This window comes from Pseudomonas maioricensis, from assembly GCF_022790535.1.
Lineage (GTDB): Bacteria > Pseudomonadota > Gammaproteobacteria > Pseudomonadales > Pseudomonadaceae > Aquipseudomonas > Aquipseudomonas maioricensis.
Map to the genome: position 1 here is coordinate 50725 of NZ_LOHG01000016.1, position 13875 is coordinate 64599.

The 13875-nt window shown below is 57.1% G+C and carries 9 protein-coding genes and 1 pseudogene; 2 read left to right on the plus strand and 8 right to left on the minus strand.

What is annotated here, in order from left to right:
- Positions 1 to 107: 107 nt before the first annotated feature.
- From AUC61_RS26730 to AUC61_RS21290, 3 genes and pseudogenes are all read right to left on the minus strand, one after another.
- Positions 108 to 989 carry a methyl-accepting chemotaxis protein gene (locus AUC61_RS26730; protein ID WP_422765567.1) on the minus strand — a complete coding sequence of 294 codons (882 nt, stop codon included), beginning with the start codon at positions 987 to 989 and terminating at the stop codon, positions 108 to 110.
- A pseudogene (locus AUC61_RS26735) lies at positions 969 to 2087 on the minus strand (HAMP domain-containing protein); the annotation flags it as partial. The pseudogene AUC61_RS26735 and the gene AUC61_RS26730, both read right to left, overlap by 21 nt.
- Positions 2088 to 2388: 301 nt before the next feature.
- On the minus strand, positions 2389 to 3321 hold the full coding sequence (locus AUC61_RS21290; protein WP_243248114.1) for a S66 peptidase family protein: 933 nt from the start codon (positions 3319 to 3321) through the stop codon (positions 2389 to 2391).
- On the opposite strand from AUC61_RS21290, the gene AUC61_RS21295 reads away from it, so the two are divergent.
- Positions 3311 to 3520 (plus strand): hypothetical protein, encoded by a 210-nt coding sequence (locus AUC61_RS21295; RefSeq protein ID WP_243248115.1) that lies wholly within the window; start codon positions 3311 to 3313, stop codon positions 3518 to 3520. The genes AUC61_RS21290 and AUC61_RS21295 overlap by 11 nt on opposite strands.
- Here the strand turns inward: AUC61_RS21295 and AUC61_RS21300 are convergent.
- Positions 3507 to 4001 carry a hypothetical protein gene (locus AUC61_RS21300; RefSeq protein WP_243248116.1) on the minus strand — a complete coding sequence of 165 codons (495 nt, stop codon included), beginning with the start codon at positions 3999 to 4001 and terminating at the stop codon, positions 3507 to 3509. The genes AUC61_RS21295 and AUC61_RS21300 overlap by 14 nt on opposite strands.
- Positions 4002 to 4324: 323 nt before the next feature.
- On the opposite strand from AUC61_RS21300, the gene AUC61_RS21305 reads away from it, so the two are divergent.
- On the plus strand, positions 4325 to 5329 hold the full coding sequence (locus AUC61_RS21305) for an NADP-dependent oxidoreductase (RefSeq protein ID WP_243248117.1): 1005 nt from the start codon (positions 4325 to 4327) through the stop codon (positions 5327 to 5329).
- 130 nt (positions 5330 to 5459) lie between these two features.
- Here AUC61_RS21305 and AUC61_RS21310 read toward each other — a convergent pair whose 3' ends face one another.
- The 4 genes from AUC61_RS21310 to smc form a co-directional block, all read right to left on the minus strand.
- Positions 5460 to 6626, minus strand: a complete 1167-nt coding sequence (locus tag AUC61_RS21310; RefSeq protein ID WP_243248118.1) for a zinc-binding metallopeptidase family protein — start codon at positions 6624 to 6626, stop codon at positions 5460 to 5462.
- Positions 6627 to 6799: 173 nt separating this feature from the next.
- A complete protein-coding gene (gene ligA / locus AUC61_RS21315; RefSeq protein ID WP_243248119.1) occupies positions 6800 to 9163 on the minus strand; it encodes an NAD-dependent DNA ligase LigA in 2364 nt (787 codons plus the stop codon).
- A 129-nt stretch (positions 9164 to 9292) separates the two neighbouring features.
- Complete coding sequence (gene zipA / locus AUC61_RS21320; protein WP_122665617.1) at positions 9293 to 10132, minus strand: cell division protein ZipA; 840 nt, start codon at positions 10130 to 10132, stop codon at positions 9293 to 9295.
- A gap of 251 nt (positions 10133 to 10383) precedes the next feature.
- Positions 10384 to 13872 (minus strand): chromosome segregation protein SMC, encoded by a 3489-nt coding sequence (gene smc / locus AUC61_RS21325; RefSeq protein WP_243248120.1) that lies wholly within the window; start codon positions 13870 to 13872, stop codon positions 10384 to 10386.
- Positions 13873 to 13875: the final 3 nt, after the last annotated feature.

The following is a 13875-nucleotide window of genomic DNA, read 5'->3' on the forward strand; positions in this document are numbered from 1 at the left end:
AATACATGCGATCTGCAGGAGCTGCCAAAGGCTGCGATGGCGCTGCATCAGGCTAAGTGCTTCGCAGCCTTCGGCAGCTCCTACAGGCCGGCAAAAACCCAGTCACCCTACAACCTGAAATGCCCAACCATCCCTTTCAGTTCGGTTCCCAGCGACGCCAGCTCAATACTCGACGTCGCATTGCCTTGCATGGCCACAGCGGACTGATCGGCGCTCGCGCGAATGCTGGTGACGCTGCGGTTGATCTCTTCAGCCACTGAAGTCTGCTCTTGTGCCGCGGCTGCGATTTGCTGATTCATTTGCTGAATCATCGACACTGCCGACGCAATGCTGCCCAGTGCACTTTCGGTTTGCAGCACATCGCTGACCGCAAGTTTGACCAGCTCACCGCTGCTCTGGATCTGCGCCACGGAGGCGGACGCACCATTGCGAAGACTGCTCACGAGACGTTCGATTTCTTCGGTGGATTGCTGAGTACGTTTGGCCAGAGCCCGTACTTCATCGGCAACCACTGCAAAGCCTCTTCCCTGCTCACCCGCACGCGCAGCTTCGATGGCCGCGTTCAGTGCTAAAAGATTGGTCTGTTCGGCCACGCTTTTGATCACCCCCAGCACTGTGCCAATGTTCTGGATTTCAGCACTGAGGTTTTCAATACTGCTGCTCGCTGATGCCGACGAACTGGCCAGTTGCTCGATACGCTGCAGGCTCTGGCGTACCACGGTCTGACCGCTGGTAACTTTATCGTCGGCACTCTGCGCAGCAAACGCCGCCTCCTCGGCATTACGGGCGACATCATGCACCGTTGCCGTCATTTGGTTCATGGCGGTCGCAACCTGGTCGGTCTCCTCCTGCTGACTACTGACTTCGCGATGGGTTTGCTCGGTCACGGCTGAAAGGGAATGCGCCGAGACGGCCAGTTGATGGATGCCTGCTTGCAGCCCCCTGACAATACCGCTCAAACCAGCGCCCATCTGCTGCATGGCGAGCATTAACTGGCCGATCTCATCCCGACGCTGCACATCAATGCCACCGCTCAGATCACCTGCAGCAATACGTTGAGCAATGGCAATCACACTTCGCAGTGGCCGAACAATCAGGCGGGTGATCAACAGCGAAGCAATGACTCCTACCAACAAAGCAACCACCGATGAACCGATAATCTGCAAGGTGTTGATGCCAAGCTGCGTCTGCATGGACTGATCTTCAGCAGCGTAGGCCTGTTTGACCTGCTCGACGACCTGCCTTGCATTGGCTGCCAACTGCAACGAGACCTGCGCCTCGCTGGCAAGCAGATCGGTGTACTCGTTGAGCTTTTCGGTGAAGTTGACGATATGCGTGCTGACCTCCCCCAACACCGTCAGGTACCCCTCATCCTTGACCACCCCTTTGAGTTCTTCAGCCAGGGCCTTGGCCTCATCGGCCTGTTCGATCCGGCCGGTTTTAACCTCGTCACCCGAGCCTGTCTTGCGACTCTTGTCGAGGCGCACACGGGCCTCATCCATGGCCTGCATCATCAATCTGGAAACCTGACTGACCTGGTTGGCCTGCTCAATGAACTCCGAGCCCTGCTCGCCCTTCGAGTCCTTGAGCCCATAGGCCCCGTCATCTGCCAGTCCGGCCTGCAGGACATCTAAATTGTTGGCAACGCTTGATACCGACCAACTGGCCATTTCCAGAGCAATATCCTTGCTCTGGCTGATATCGACAAATTGATCGAAGGTCTTGCGGTAGGCAACCAGCGTCTGCTGAACGTCGGTCATGCGCGACTCGCTGGCAGGGGACTGGCTTTTCAGTTGTTCGGCGAGTGCATTCAACTCATCGACGCCAGTGTGCAGTTGCTCAACCAACTTAGGGTCGCTATGCAACGCGTATTCCTGCTCAAGCAATCGAACCTTGAGCAGCCCGCTGTTCAGGGACGACATCTGCTTCAACCCATCGAAATGCACGCTGATACTTTTAAGCGACCAGACACCAATGGCCGCCACCAACGCGGTCAGGAGCAAAACCAGCGTAAAACCAACGCCAAGTTTTTTCGCCATTCCGAGGTTGGCTACGCGAGCTTGCACGGCCGAAATCATAGCGCTCATCTCCGTTCGATCACTCAAAGCGTGAAGGCCACTGAATCAGTACCTTTTCATCACGTCATTCAATAATCGTGCAGATTCGCAACGGCTTCAGGGATGTACAAGAGATTGACGCCGAGATAATGGCTAATAGCTATGCCGGAGTCGTTTTCAGGATGGATTCGGCACACGACGCTGACCACACCCAGTCCACGACACTGAAATTTTCAGCTAAACCAGCTCGACTGCACTGCTCGAACGCCTGATAAAAGCCCGATTTGAAGCAATGACCAGGGTTCGAGCGCTGAACATGTGCAAGGCAGGTTCAGCGAGTGGCAGCACCTACTTGCAAGGTACCGGCATCCGCATCAAGGGTGGCTTCAACGCCCAATGGTACTGCGTAATTGACGGCGTCATGACCGATGGAAAGGCCACCCAGTACAGGAATGCCCAGATCGCCAAGTCGTTCCATCAATACGCTTGAATGGGTGATCGAGCCTGTAGACCCCTTTGGCTCACTGAACTGACCTACAGCGATACCCGCCAGGCCCTCTAAAGCGCCGCTGTTAAGCAGGTGGGTAAGCAAGCGGTCGACGCGATAGGCCGCTTCGCTCACATCCTCGATCAACAGAATGGCGCCGTTCAGATCCGGCATGTAATCGGTGCCCACGCTGCTGCTCAGGATGCTCAGATTGCCGCCCAGCAATACGCCGCGGGCGCTGCCCCGGGTACGCACATCAAAAGTGGCTTCGGCTGGACTGGCTGTCACCAGAACCGGTTCGGTGCTCATGGTCGCGTGCCGCAGGCCACTGACGAACACGCCTCCCCGCTCCAGCTGGCTGGCCACCGGGCCATGAATGGTTGCCAGTCGGGCATGCTCCCAGAGCGCCCCGTGAAAAGCCGTGATGTCGGAAAACCCGATTACCAGTTTTGGATCACGCCGCACTGCATCGAAGTCCAGATGCCTAACGATACGTTGTGCGCCATAGCCACCACGATTGCAGAATATTGCACGAATTTCCGGGTCAGCCAGCGCTGCGTTGAAGTCAGCAAGCCGATGTTCATCTGTCCCGGCATAAAAGGAATGAGTGTCCAGTGCGTGAGGGTAGATTCGAGGTTTGAGCCCCCAACCTTTAAGAACCTCAACCGCACTTTCGACCTTCCCTGCCGCGACCGGACCAGCCGGTGAAACCAGAGCGACCGCATCTCCAGGGCGCAGGACGTTCGGGTAAAGGGTAGGCATACAGATGGAAGACATTACGGCAACTCAAGTTTCAGGCAATGCGAGTAATGTAGATCAGTCTGGGCTATTGATCTACCTGCATAACTATTTACCCTGGAATATCGATCGTGTTGTCATCCCTCTGCACACCGGCGGTGGTGAGCCTCCCCTCAAGCTTTATTCAGCACTTACCGCTCAAGCAGCTCATCCTGTATCGCCAACTATCGCTTTATAACCTTAGTGCAGACTTCTGTGCCTCGCCCACCGGGTCCTTTCCCCTCTTTCGAAGTACGCATGTAATCCGGCAGATAATAAGACTTGTGTAACGTTGTAATGTAATTTCCGCCTGAATCCTGATCATGGCTAATCAGTGCCAGACCGACGCCACGATCCGTGGGTGCCTGTTTGCTGTCGTTGGCAAAATACATCGCCAGGGATTGACGCTGTGCTGCGGCATAGCCCGAGAACGTTGAGGCATGCCCATCGATATCGACGTCCAGCTTGAACTGATAAGCGCCAAAGCCCTGCTGAAAATGACTGGCCTGCTCGTCCAGCTTTAACGTCAAGGCGCCTTTAAAGGCGCCGTCATGGCTATCGAACCCTGTGCAGGTATAGTCACCGGAGATATGCAGAGGATCTGCAGGATTAGCGACTGCCTGAGCAGCGAACGAAACAGCCATGACCAGTGCGGCAAGAGAGCTTATTGTCTTCTTCAATGTATGACTCCATTTGAAATAGTGCGCCCCTCACTCGGGGAGCGGCACTTTTCCATAAATGAAGAGGTCACAACACCCTGCAATACCACGCAAATCTTACTGCACATTTCTAAACGGCTATTTAGTCATACTTGCATACACACCCGTAAAAACTTACACATTAATCACACCGGAATTACCTGCCACGCTTGAAAAAACGGAGCCTTTTATATAAGGCGCCTCATCATCGAACTGGATCGAATCGTATTCGCAAGCTGATCTTCACTTGCCGGGCATCGACTCAGAGACTTCAATAAACGTTTAACCTCTCACAAGGAGCTGCCATGAGCACCCAGACTAACCGCCAATTCCTGCTAGCAAAACGCCCGGTCGGCGAGGCGAGCCGCGAAGACTTCACCTATCAGGAAGTACCGGTCGGCGAACTGAACAGTGGGCAGATTCTGGTCAGAAATCACTATCTGTCGCTGGACCCTGCAATGCGCGGCTGGATGAATGAAGGCAAGTCGTACATTGCTCCAGTCGGGTTGGGCGAAGTGATGCGGGCGCTGGGCGTGGGCGAAGTTGTTGGCTCGCAAAATGATCAGTTCGCCGTGGGTGATTTTGTCCAGGGTGCACTGGGTGTTCAGGATTACTTCCTGGGTGAGCCCAAAGGCTTCTACAAGGTAGACCCGAACCTTGCCCCGCTGCCCCGTTATCTCTCCGCTCTGGGCATGACCGGCATGACCGCCTATTTCGCCCTGCTGGATGTCGGCGCGCCGCAAAGTGGCGACACTGTAGTGATATCCGGTGCTGCGGGCGCAGTAGGCAGTGTGGCCGGGCAAATCGCCAAATTGAAAGGCTGCCGCGTCATCGGTATCGCGGGCGGGAAGCAGAAATGTGAATCACTGATCAATGAACTGGGATTCGATGGGGTTATCGATTACAAGAGCGAAGATGTACTGGCAGGGTTGAAGCGTGAATGCCCCAATGGCGTGAGCGTTTACTTCGACAACGTGGGTGGCGACATCCTTGATGCGGTGCTCAGCCGCCTGGCACCCAAGGCGCGGGTCGTGATCTGTGGCGCAATCAGCCAGTACAACAACACATCGCCGGTCAAGGGACCCAGCAATTACCTGTCGCTACTGGTCAACAGGGCTCGCATGGAGGGCTTCGTGGTCATGGATTACGCGAGCAAGTTCGCCGCTGCAGGCCAGGAGATGGCCGGATGGATGGCCCAGGGCAAACTCAAGAGTCGTGAAGACATCGTTGACGGACTGGAAACCTTCCCCGAAACATTGCAGAGGCTGTTCAAGGGGGAGAATTTCGGGAAGTTGGTGTTGAAGGTTTAGTCTTGGAGTAAGCAACTCGTTGCCATAACTCAATCTGTAGGAGCTGCCGGAGGCTGCGAAAGCATTCTGCCTGACTCACCGCATCGCAGCCTTCGGCAGCTCCTACAGATCTGCGTGATGGAGCAAGTCCCTACTGCGCCTGCAATACTTCATCCGCTTTGCCACCTGCATCCTGGATCACCAAGTGAATGAAATGCAGTTTGGTGATCACCGCAGGGGGCAGAATGAACGGGTAGAAGTCCGGCTGGCCCATGCTGCGTGACAGTTCGTTCAGCATGCCCGCCAATTCGATCCAGGCGTTGACGAACGACAGGAAGGCCGGTCCGCCGGGGTGCTGAGGGTCGTAGAGTGTCTCCAGCGGAAACGGCTGATAATCCAGGTCCATATCGCGGGCGCTCATGCCAAAACCCAGTGCCGTATCGACCGCATCCATCATGTGCAGGTAATGTGCCCAGGTTTCAGCCCAGTCTTCCCACGGATGCATGGTGGCATAGGCACTGACGAAATTTTGCTGCCAGTCGGCAGGCGCTCCGTGCTGATAGTGATGATCCAGCGCTTCGGCATAGCTGGCGCGTTCATCGCCGAACAGGTTGCGATACCCATCCTGCCACCACGTATTCGCGATCAAGCGATCCCAATAGTAGTGCCCTACTTCATGGCGGAAATGCCCAAGCAGGGTTCGATACGGCTCGTGCATTTGCACACGAATTTTCTCGCGATGGGCGTCGTCCGCCTCTTTGATATCCAGGGTGATCAGGCCATTGGCGTGGCCCGTGGTAGGCGCCTTGCCTTCCAGATCGATACCCAGAAATTCAAAGGCCAGTCCACGCTCTTCATCCTGGGTCTTGGGAACGACTTTCAGTCCGAGAGAGATCAACTGCGCAACCAGTCGGCGCTTGGCCGTTTCTACCTTGCACCAACGCTCGCCGTTTTCCGGGATCGACAAATCTGGAATGGTTCGGTTGAGGCTACAGGCGATGCAGAATTCGCCGCTATCGTACGCAGGAAACAGCCAGTTGCAGGCAGCAGGGGTATCGAGGTTGGCGCAACGCCGATACAGCCCGGCTCCGGGTTCGTCACTCAACCGCCAGGTGTCTTGATCGGGACCGGGTTCAAGGGCAGCAATTCGCCCCTGCTCCGGAAGGTAACCCAGCGCAGCCGAGCAGGCCAGGCACCGGGTATTGGGAAAGAATACTGACTGACCACACTGACATTGCCAGACCTTGCTATTACGCCGGGTTTCGCCAACGAAGGGTGCAGCAATGCGAGAACTGAGCTGTTCGAAAAACCGGTACATGGCGATCTCCTGGTGGGCCAGCATGCACTAGATCATCGCCGGTTGCCGTCGTTCCGTTGCACCTGATGAAGCACAAGACCCGGTAGGAGCGAATTCATTCGCGAGGCGGTTTGTCAGAGGCGGGCATCTTTCAGGCTGACCGCCTCGCCAATAAGTTGGCTCCTACGTAAAGGTCATTCCGCATTAATGCCATGCTTGGTCAAGAAAGCCACGAACGCCTCCTCATCCAGCACTTTCAAACCCAGCTCGTTGGCTTTGGTCAGCTTTGACCCTGCCCCCGGCCCGGCGACCACAGTGTGAGTTTTCGCCGATACCGAACCCGACACCCTGGCGCCCAGGCTTTCCAGCTTTTCCTTGGCGACATCGCGGCTCATCAGTTCAAGAGAACCGGTCAGGACCCAGGTCTGACCGGTCAATGGCAAGCCTTCGACGACTTTTTTCTCGCTCTGCCAGTGCATGCCGAAGTCTTTCAACTGGGCTTCGATGGCCATTCCACGCTCGGCGTTCTCCGGTTTATCGAAGAACTCACGCACCGCCCTGGCCTGTTTCTCCGGCAAGGCCTGGCGCATGTCCAGCCAGTCGGCCTTGATGATGCCTTCCAGCGAGCCGAACTTGTCAGCGAGCTTCTGCGCGGCGCCGGGGCCCACCGACGGGATGTTCAGTTTGTCGATCATCCCGCCCAGCGTTGCGCTGGCAGCGAATTCAGCACCGAGCCCGCCCTCATCCTGCAACTGCAGGCCGCGCTCGCCCAGGAGCGCGTCAATGACGTTCTGGTTATGCTCATCTTCGAAAAAGCTGTGAATTTCGTGAGCCACTTCCAGGCCCACATCCGGCAGATAGGTCAGCACCTCAGGCAAGGCCTGTTTGACCCGTTCCAGCGACGCCAGCGAGCGGGCCAGGACCTTAGCGGTCTCCTCGCCCACATCGGGAATACCCAGCGCATAGATGAAACGTGCCAGTGTCGGTTGCTTGCTGTCTTCAATCGCTTTGAGAAGTTTTTTGCTGGAGATTTCCGCAAAGCCTTCCAGATCGACGATTTGCTCGAACGTCAGTGCGTACAGATCGGCTGGCGAACCGATCAGTTTTTCGTCCACCAATTGCTCGATAGTTTTATCGCCCAGACCTTCGATATCCATCGCCCGCCGAGAGACGTAATGGATGATCGCCTGCTTGAGTTGCGCGCCGCAGGCCAGTCGCCCGACGCAACGATACACCGCACCTTCGCTGACGGTTTCCTTGCCCTTGCTGCGCTTGATCAGCTGCGTGCGCTCGACATGAGAACCGCACACCGGGCAGGTTTGCGGGATTTCCACAGCCCGCGCGTCTTCGGGTCGACGCTCCAGCACCACCTGAACGACTTGCGGGATCACATCACCTGCGCGACGGATGATCACGGTATCGCCGATCATCAGCCCCAGACGTGCCACTTCGTCCATGTTGTGCAGCGTGGCGTTGGCAACCGTCACACCTGCTACCTTGACGGGCTTGAGCCGTGCGACCGGAGTAACGGCCCCGGTACGCCCCACTTGAAACTCGACGTCGAGCAATTCCGTGAGCTCTTCCATCGCCGGGAATTTATGAGCAATGGCCCAACGCGGCTCCCTGGCACGGAAACCCAGTTCGCGCTGTGAAGCCAGATCGTTGACCTTGAAAACCACACCGTCGATTTCGTAGCTGAGGCCCAAACGCCGCTCGCCAATATCGTGGTAATACGCCAGGCATTCGTCGATGCCGTTCGCCAGTTTCAGCTCTCGGCTGACCGGCATGCCCCATTCCTTGAGCTGGTTCAGGTTGCCGATATGGGTGTCTGAAATTTCCGAAGACACTTGGCCCAGACCATACGCACAGAATTCCAGCGGACGATTGGCAGTAATCTTCGAGTCCAGTTGGCGCAGGCTACCTGCCGCTGCGTTCCGGGGGTTGGCGAAGGTCTTGCCGCCGACTTGCGCCTGACTCGCATTAAGGCGCTCGAAGCCCGCCTTGGACATGAACACCTCCCCACGTACTTCCAGCACGTCAGGCCAGCCCGTACCGTGCAGCTTCAGCGGTATGTTGCGCACGGTGCGCACATTGATGCTGATGTCTTCGCCGGTAGTACCGTCACCACGTGTGGCACCACGCACCAGCGCACCGTCGCGATACAGCAGGCTGACCGCCAGACCGTCGAGCTTCGGCTCGCAGCTGTACTGCACGTTCGCGCCGTTACCGAAAAGATCGCCGACAGGCAGATCCAGCCCTTCCGTTACGCGGCGGTCAAACTCACGCATGTCGACTTCTTCGAAGGCGTTGCCCAGGCTGAGCATCGGCACTTCATGGCGTACTTGTGTAAACGCCGACAGTGCCGCGCTACCAACCCGCTGAGTAGGCGAATCCGGCGTCACGAGGTGTGGATTTTCTGCTTCAAGGGCTTTGAGTTCATGGAACAGCCGGTCGTACTCGGCATCCGGAATGCTGGGCTCGTCGAGAACGTGATAGCGGTAGTTGTGCTGATCCAACTCGGCGCGCAATTCAAGGATTCGGGTTTCGGCGGCTTTCATGCGGTGTTCTCTTCAAAAGCAAAAGAGCAGCCTAGGCTGCTCCGGTGTTAATGCGTTTTGGGACCTGCGGCCCTTCGCAGCCTTCGGCAGCTCCTACAGTATTACGGAGCCGACAAAGAATGCGTTTTATCAACGACGCTGAGTCAGAGCGCGGCGTTCGAATTCGACGATCCGCTGACGATAATGCTCGATGGTCTGCGCGGTCATGACGCTGCGCTGGTCATCCTTGAGCTCACCGTTGAGCTCATGAGCCAGCTTGCGAGCAGCGGCAACCATCACATCAAAGGCCTGCTTCGGATGACGCGGACCCGGCAAGCCAAGGAAGAAACTCACGGCACGGGTGCTGAAGTGGTCGATGTCGTCCAGATCAAACACGCCGGGCTTGACCGCGTTGGCCATGGAAAACAGGACTTCGCCATTGCCTGCCATGCTTTCGTGGCGATGGAAAATGTCCATCTCACCAAAGCGCAGACCGCTTTCCAGAATATTCTGCAGCAACGCAGGACCTTTGAAGCCACTTTCATCGCGACAGATAACACTGATGACCAGCACTTCTTCGACCGGCGCCAGGTCCTTGTCTTCAGTGATGCGCTGCGCAGGCTTGTCGTCCTGGAAATCATCGTCACGGCCGGTGAACAGGCTCGGGCCGTCCATGTCCAGGTTGAGGTCGCCTTGCTGCGGCTCATCCTTGCGTTTGTTACTGCGTTTGCCTTGCCGCGGTGTTGCGCTCATCGACGGCAGATCTTCCTCGTCGAGTTGCGGCTCTTTGTGCGTATCCAGTACACGCGGCGGTCCCAACAACTCGGCGGACGAGCTTTCGTCGTCGTCCGGCAGGTTCGAGAAGCTGCGGTCCAGCCTGAATTTCAATTTCCCCTTGCCGCCGCGCATACGGCGCCAGCCGTCAAAAAGAATACCGGCAATGACAATTATGCCGATGACGATCAGCCACTCGCGCAGACCGATTTCCATGTAATCCAGTGCCTCTAGTAAAGAATGCTGAAAATAAGGGCCTAAACCCCTTTAAAACGTGGTGCCAAGTCTATGTTCTGACTAGCAATTTGCCCACGCGAAAAGAAAAAGTGGACATTAAACTAGCACGACCAAAGGTAACTTTACACCGTCTGTTACATCTGGTTCGCGCGCAAAGCGATATCTACCGCACAGAGTTGTTCACGGGGAGCCATTAATCGGCCATTTCTGCCCCGTCCAACCGCTCATGATCAAGCATCGACCAACGCCATTGCCTCTTCGACATCAACCGCCACCAGCCTTGAACAACCTGGCTCATGCATCGTAACCCCCATTAACTGATCAGCCATTTCCATGGCGATCTTGTTGTGGGTGATGTAGATGAACTGCACGGTCTGCGACATCTCCTTGACCAATCGCGCGTAGCGTCCAACGTTGGCATCGTCCAGCGGTGCATCCACCTCATCGAGCATGCAGAACGGTGCAGGATTGAGCTTGAAGATGGCGAAAACCAACGCCAACGCAGTCAAGGCTTTCTCGCCACCGGACAGCAAATGGATCGTGCTGTTTTTCTTGCCCGGCGGGCGCGCCATGATTGTTACCCCTGTATCGAGTAAATCTTCGCCCGTCAGTTCCAAATAAGCTGAGCCACCACCGAAAACTTTTGGAAAAAGTGCCTGAATTCCACTATTTATCTGATCGAAGGTCTCCTTGAAGCGATTTCGAGTCTCTTTGTCGATCTTGCGAATAACGTTTTCGAGGGTTTCCAGCGCTTCCACCAAATCAGCGTTTTGCGCGTCCAGATAACGTTTGCGCTCTGACTGTTGCTGGTACTCATCAATGGCGGCAAGGTTGATCGCGCCCAGCCGCTGAATACGTCCGGCGATGCGCTCGAGTTCTTCTTCGGCGTCCTTTTCACTGGCTTCAGCAGTCAGTGTCGCCAATACGCCATGCAGGTCATAGCCGTCTTCCAGCAACTGATCCTGCAAGGTGGTACGACGCACCGTGAGCGACTGCCATTCCATCCGCTGCTGTTCCAGTTGACCACGCAACAGCTGCGATTGCTGCTCGGCCTGGGTACGGCGCTTTTCGGCATCGCGCAATTCGCGATCAGCATCTTCCAGCGCATTCTTCGCGGTACGCATTTCATCGTCCACCGCCATGCGCCGCTCAAGTAATTCTTCAAGTTTCAGACGCAGCTCTTCCAGCGGAGCTTCGCCCTCCTCCAGATTCAGATCGAGCTGCTCACGCTTTTCGGTCAGGCGCTCGGCCTGCATCTCCAGACGCTCAAGGGCCTGCCGAGTGGAATCGTGCTGCGCCTTGAGAGAACCCAGGCGTACGGCCAACTGATGGGCGTGATCTTTATGTTGGCGGGCCTCCTGACGGACCCGGTCAAGCTGCTCGCGCAGGCTGTCACGTTGAGCCTGAAGCAGTTCACGCTGCTCGGTGTCCAGCGCCATGCTGTCCAGCGCGTCCTGCAGTTGCAGGCGTGATTCGCCCAGATGCTCGTGCTCCATGGCACGTTGCTCGCCCAGTTCGGCGAGTTCTTCATCCAGACGAGTGCGACGCAGCGTGAGCTGTTCGACCTTGACCTTGGCGGCAGACAACTGCGCCCGAAGCTCGCTTTGCTGACGGGTTTCATCCTGCACCCGGCGCCGTAGTTCTTCCCGGGCTTCTTCCTGTTTCGATTGCTGTTCGCGCAGGGTCAACAATTGCTCTTCAAGCGTTGCCAATGTGGCTTCACGCTCATCGCGCTCCTGCTCCAGCCGCTGCAACTCCTGACCACGCGCCAGCACACCGCTTTGCGCTTCACTGGCACGGCGCACCCGCAGGAAGTGCCGACCAACCCAATAACCGTCGCGACTGATCAAGCTCTGCCCGGCCGCCAGCTGGCTGCGCTGGGCCAATGCTTCGTCGAGGCTTTCGACGGGGCGAACCTGGCCGAGCCATGCGGTCAAATCCATGTCGCTGTCGACTTTATCCAGCAGACTGCCAGGGATCCGTGCGCCCTCATTGCTGGCGCTGATCAGGCGCAGATCGCCCTGTTGAAAACCGGCCAGATCCAGACCGTTGAGATCATCCACCAACACCGCTTGCAGATCGGCGCCCAGCACCGCTTCCACGGCCAACTCCCAGCCTGGCTCAACCCGCAAGCCTTCAGCCAGACGGGGACGCTCCGCCAGATCATGATCGCGCAGCCATTCGGCCGTGCCGGTGTCGGGGTCAAGCGCGGCCTGCTGCAAGGCTTCAAGAGAAGCAAGACGTCCGTTTAAACGCTGCAATTCGCCTTGAGCCTGCTGCTGCGCCTGATTGGCCTGCTGCAGTTCGTTGCGCAGTTGCTCCAGACGCTCGACCGCTTGCTCCTCGCCAAGATGCAGCTCTTCGAGAGACATTTCCCGAGTGGCGAGGTCTTCGTCCAACTGTAGGATCGCGGCGTCTTCCGGGTCCGCCTTGAGCAATTGCAATTCTTCGCCCAAACGTCGCTGCCGTTCAGCCAGGCGCTCAAGGCTTTGTTCCAGTTGCTGGATGCGCGACTGCTGAACTTCTGCCTGACGGCGAGGCTCGGCGGACTTCAGGTTGAAGCTGTCCCACTTCTCCTGCCAGCCATGCATCGCGCTTTCAGCATCTTCCAGCGACGCAGCGGACTCCTCGGCGGCGGCGCTGGTCATCTCCTGCTCCGGCTCAAGCATTTCCAGCTCTTCGCCCAACGTCGCCAGCAGTGTGCGGTCGTGGCCCAGATGCGATTCGGTTTCCTGGCGGGCACGCTCGGCTTCACGCAGGTCGTCCTGCAATTGCCGCAGCCGTTGCTGGCCGTGCTGGATACTCTGCTCGACACGGGCAATATCACCACCCACCGAATAGAAGCGCCCCTGAACAACATTGAAGCGTTCCGACAGATCGTGATGACCGTCGCGCAAGCGCTCGATGCTGGCGTCGGCATTACGCTGATCAGCAACCAATGCTTCGAAACCGATTTCCTGGTTGCCGATTACCGCTTCGCGCTGACCCACTTGCTCGTTCAGCGCCTGCCAGCGTAACGCCGACAGCTGCGCCTTAAGCTGACGCTCTTCGGCTTTGTATTCCTGATACTTCTCGGCAGCCTGAGCCTGACGATGCAAGCGCTCCAGTTGACGTTCCAGCTCTTCACGAAGGTCGGTCAGGCGGGCGAGGTTTTCGTGGGTACGACGGATGCGGTTTTCAGTCTCACGACGGCGCTCCTTGTACTTGGAGATACCCGCCGCCTCCTCGATGAAATTACGCAAGTCTTCAGGCTTGGCTTCGATCAGCTTGGAGATCATGCCCTGCTCAATGATCGAGTAGCTGCGCGGGCCTAGACCGGTGCCGAGGAAAATATCGGTAATGTCGCGCCGACGGCATTTGGTGCCGTTCAGGTAATAGGTGTTCTGACTGTCGCGGGTGACTTTGCGGCGAATGGAAATCTCGGCATAGGCCGCGTATTCGCCAACCAGGGTGCCGTCGGAGTTGTCAAAGACCAACTCGATGCTCGCCTGGCTGACCGGCTTGCGGCTGGTGGAGCCATTGAAGATGACGTCGGTCATCGACTCGCCGCGCAGATTCTTGGCAGAGCTTTCGCCCATGACCCAGCGCACGGCATCAATAATGTTGGATTTGCCGCAGCCGTTAGGGCCGACAACGGCCGCCATGTTACTGGGGAAGTTCACCGTGGTGGGGTCGACGAAGGATTTGAACCCCGCCAGCTTGATGCACTTCAGCCGCATGGG

Bases quoted from the DNA above. Each gene is read 5' to 3' on its own strand.
- smc (WP_243248120.1), bottom strand. From the start codon at position 13,872: ATGCGGCTGAAGTGCATCAAGCTGGCGGGGTTCAAATCCTTCGTCGAC.
- zipA (WP_122665617.1), bottom strand. From the start codon at position 10,132: ATGGAAATCGGTCTGCGCGAGTGGCTGATCGTCATCGGCATAATTGTC.
- AUC61_RS21305 (WP_243248117.1), top strand. From the start codon at position 4,325: ATGAGCACCCAGACTAACCGCCAATTCCTGCTAGCAAAACGCCCGGTC.
- AUC61_RS21290 (WP_243248114.1), bottom strand. From the start codon at position 3,321: ATGTCTTCCATCTGTATGCCTACCCTTTACCCGAACGTCCTGCGCCCT.
- AUC61_RS26730 (WP_422765567.1), bottom strand. From the start codon at position 989: ATGCTCGCCATGCAGCAGATGGGCGCTGGTTTGAGCGGTATTGTCAGG.
- ligA (WP_243248119.1), bottom strand. From the start codon at position 9,163: ATGAAAGCCGCCGAAACCCGAATCCTTGAATTGCGCGCCGAGTTGGAT.
- AUC61_RS21310 (WP_243248118.1), bottom strand. From the start codon at position 6,626: ATGTACCGGTTTTTCGAACAGCTCAGTTCTCGCATTGCTGCACCCTTC.
- AUC61_RS21295 (WP_243248115.1), top strand. From the start codon at position 3,311: ATGGAAGACATTACGGCAACTCAAGTTTCAGGCAATGCGAGTAATGTA.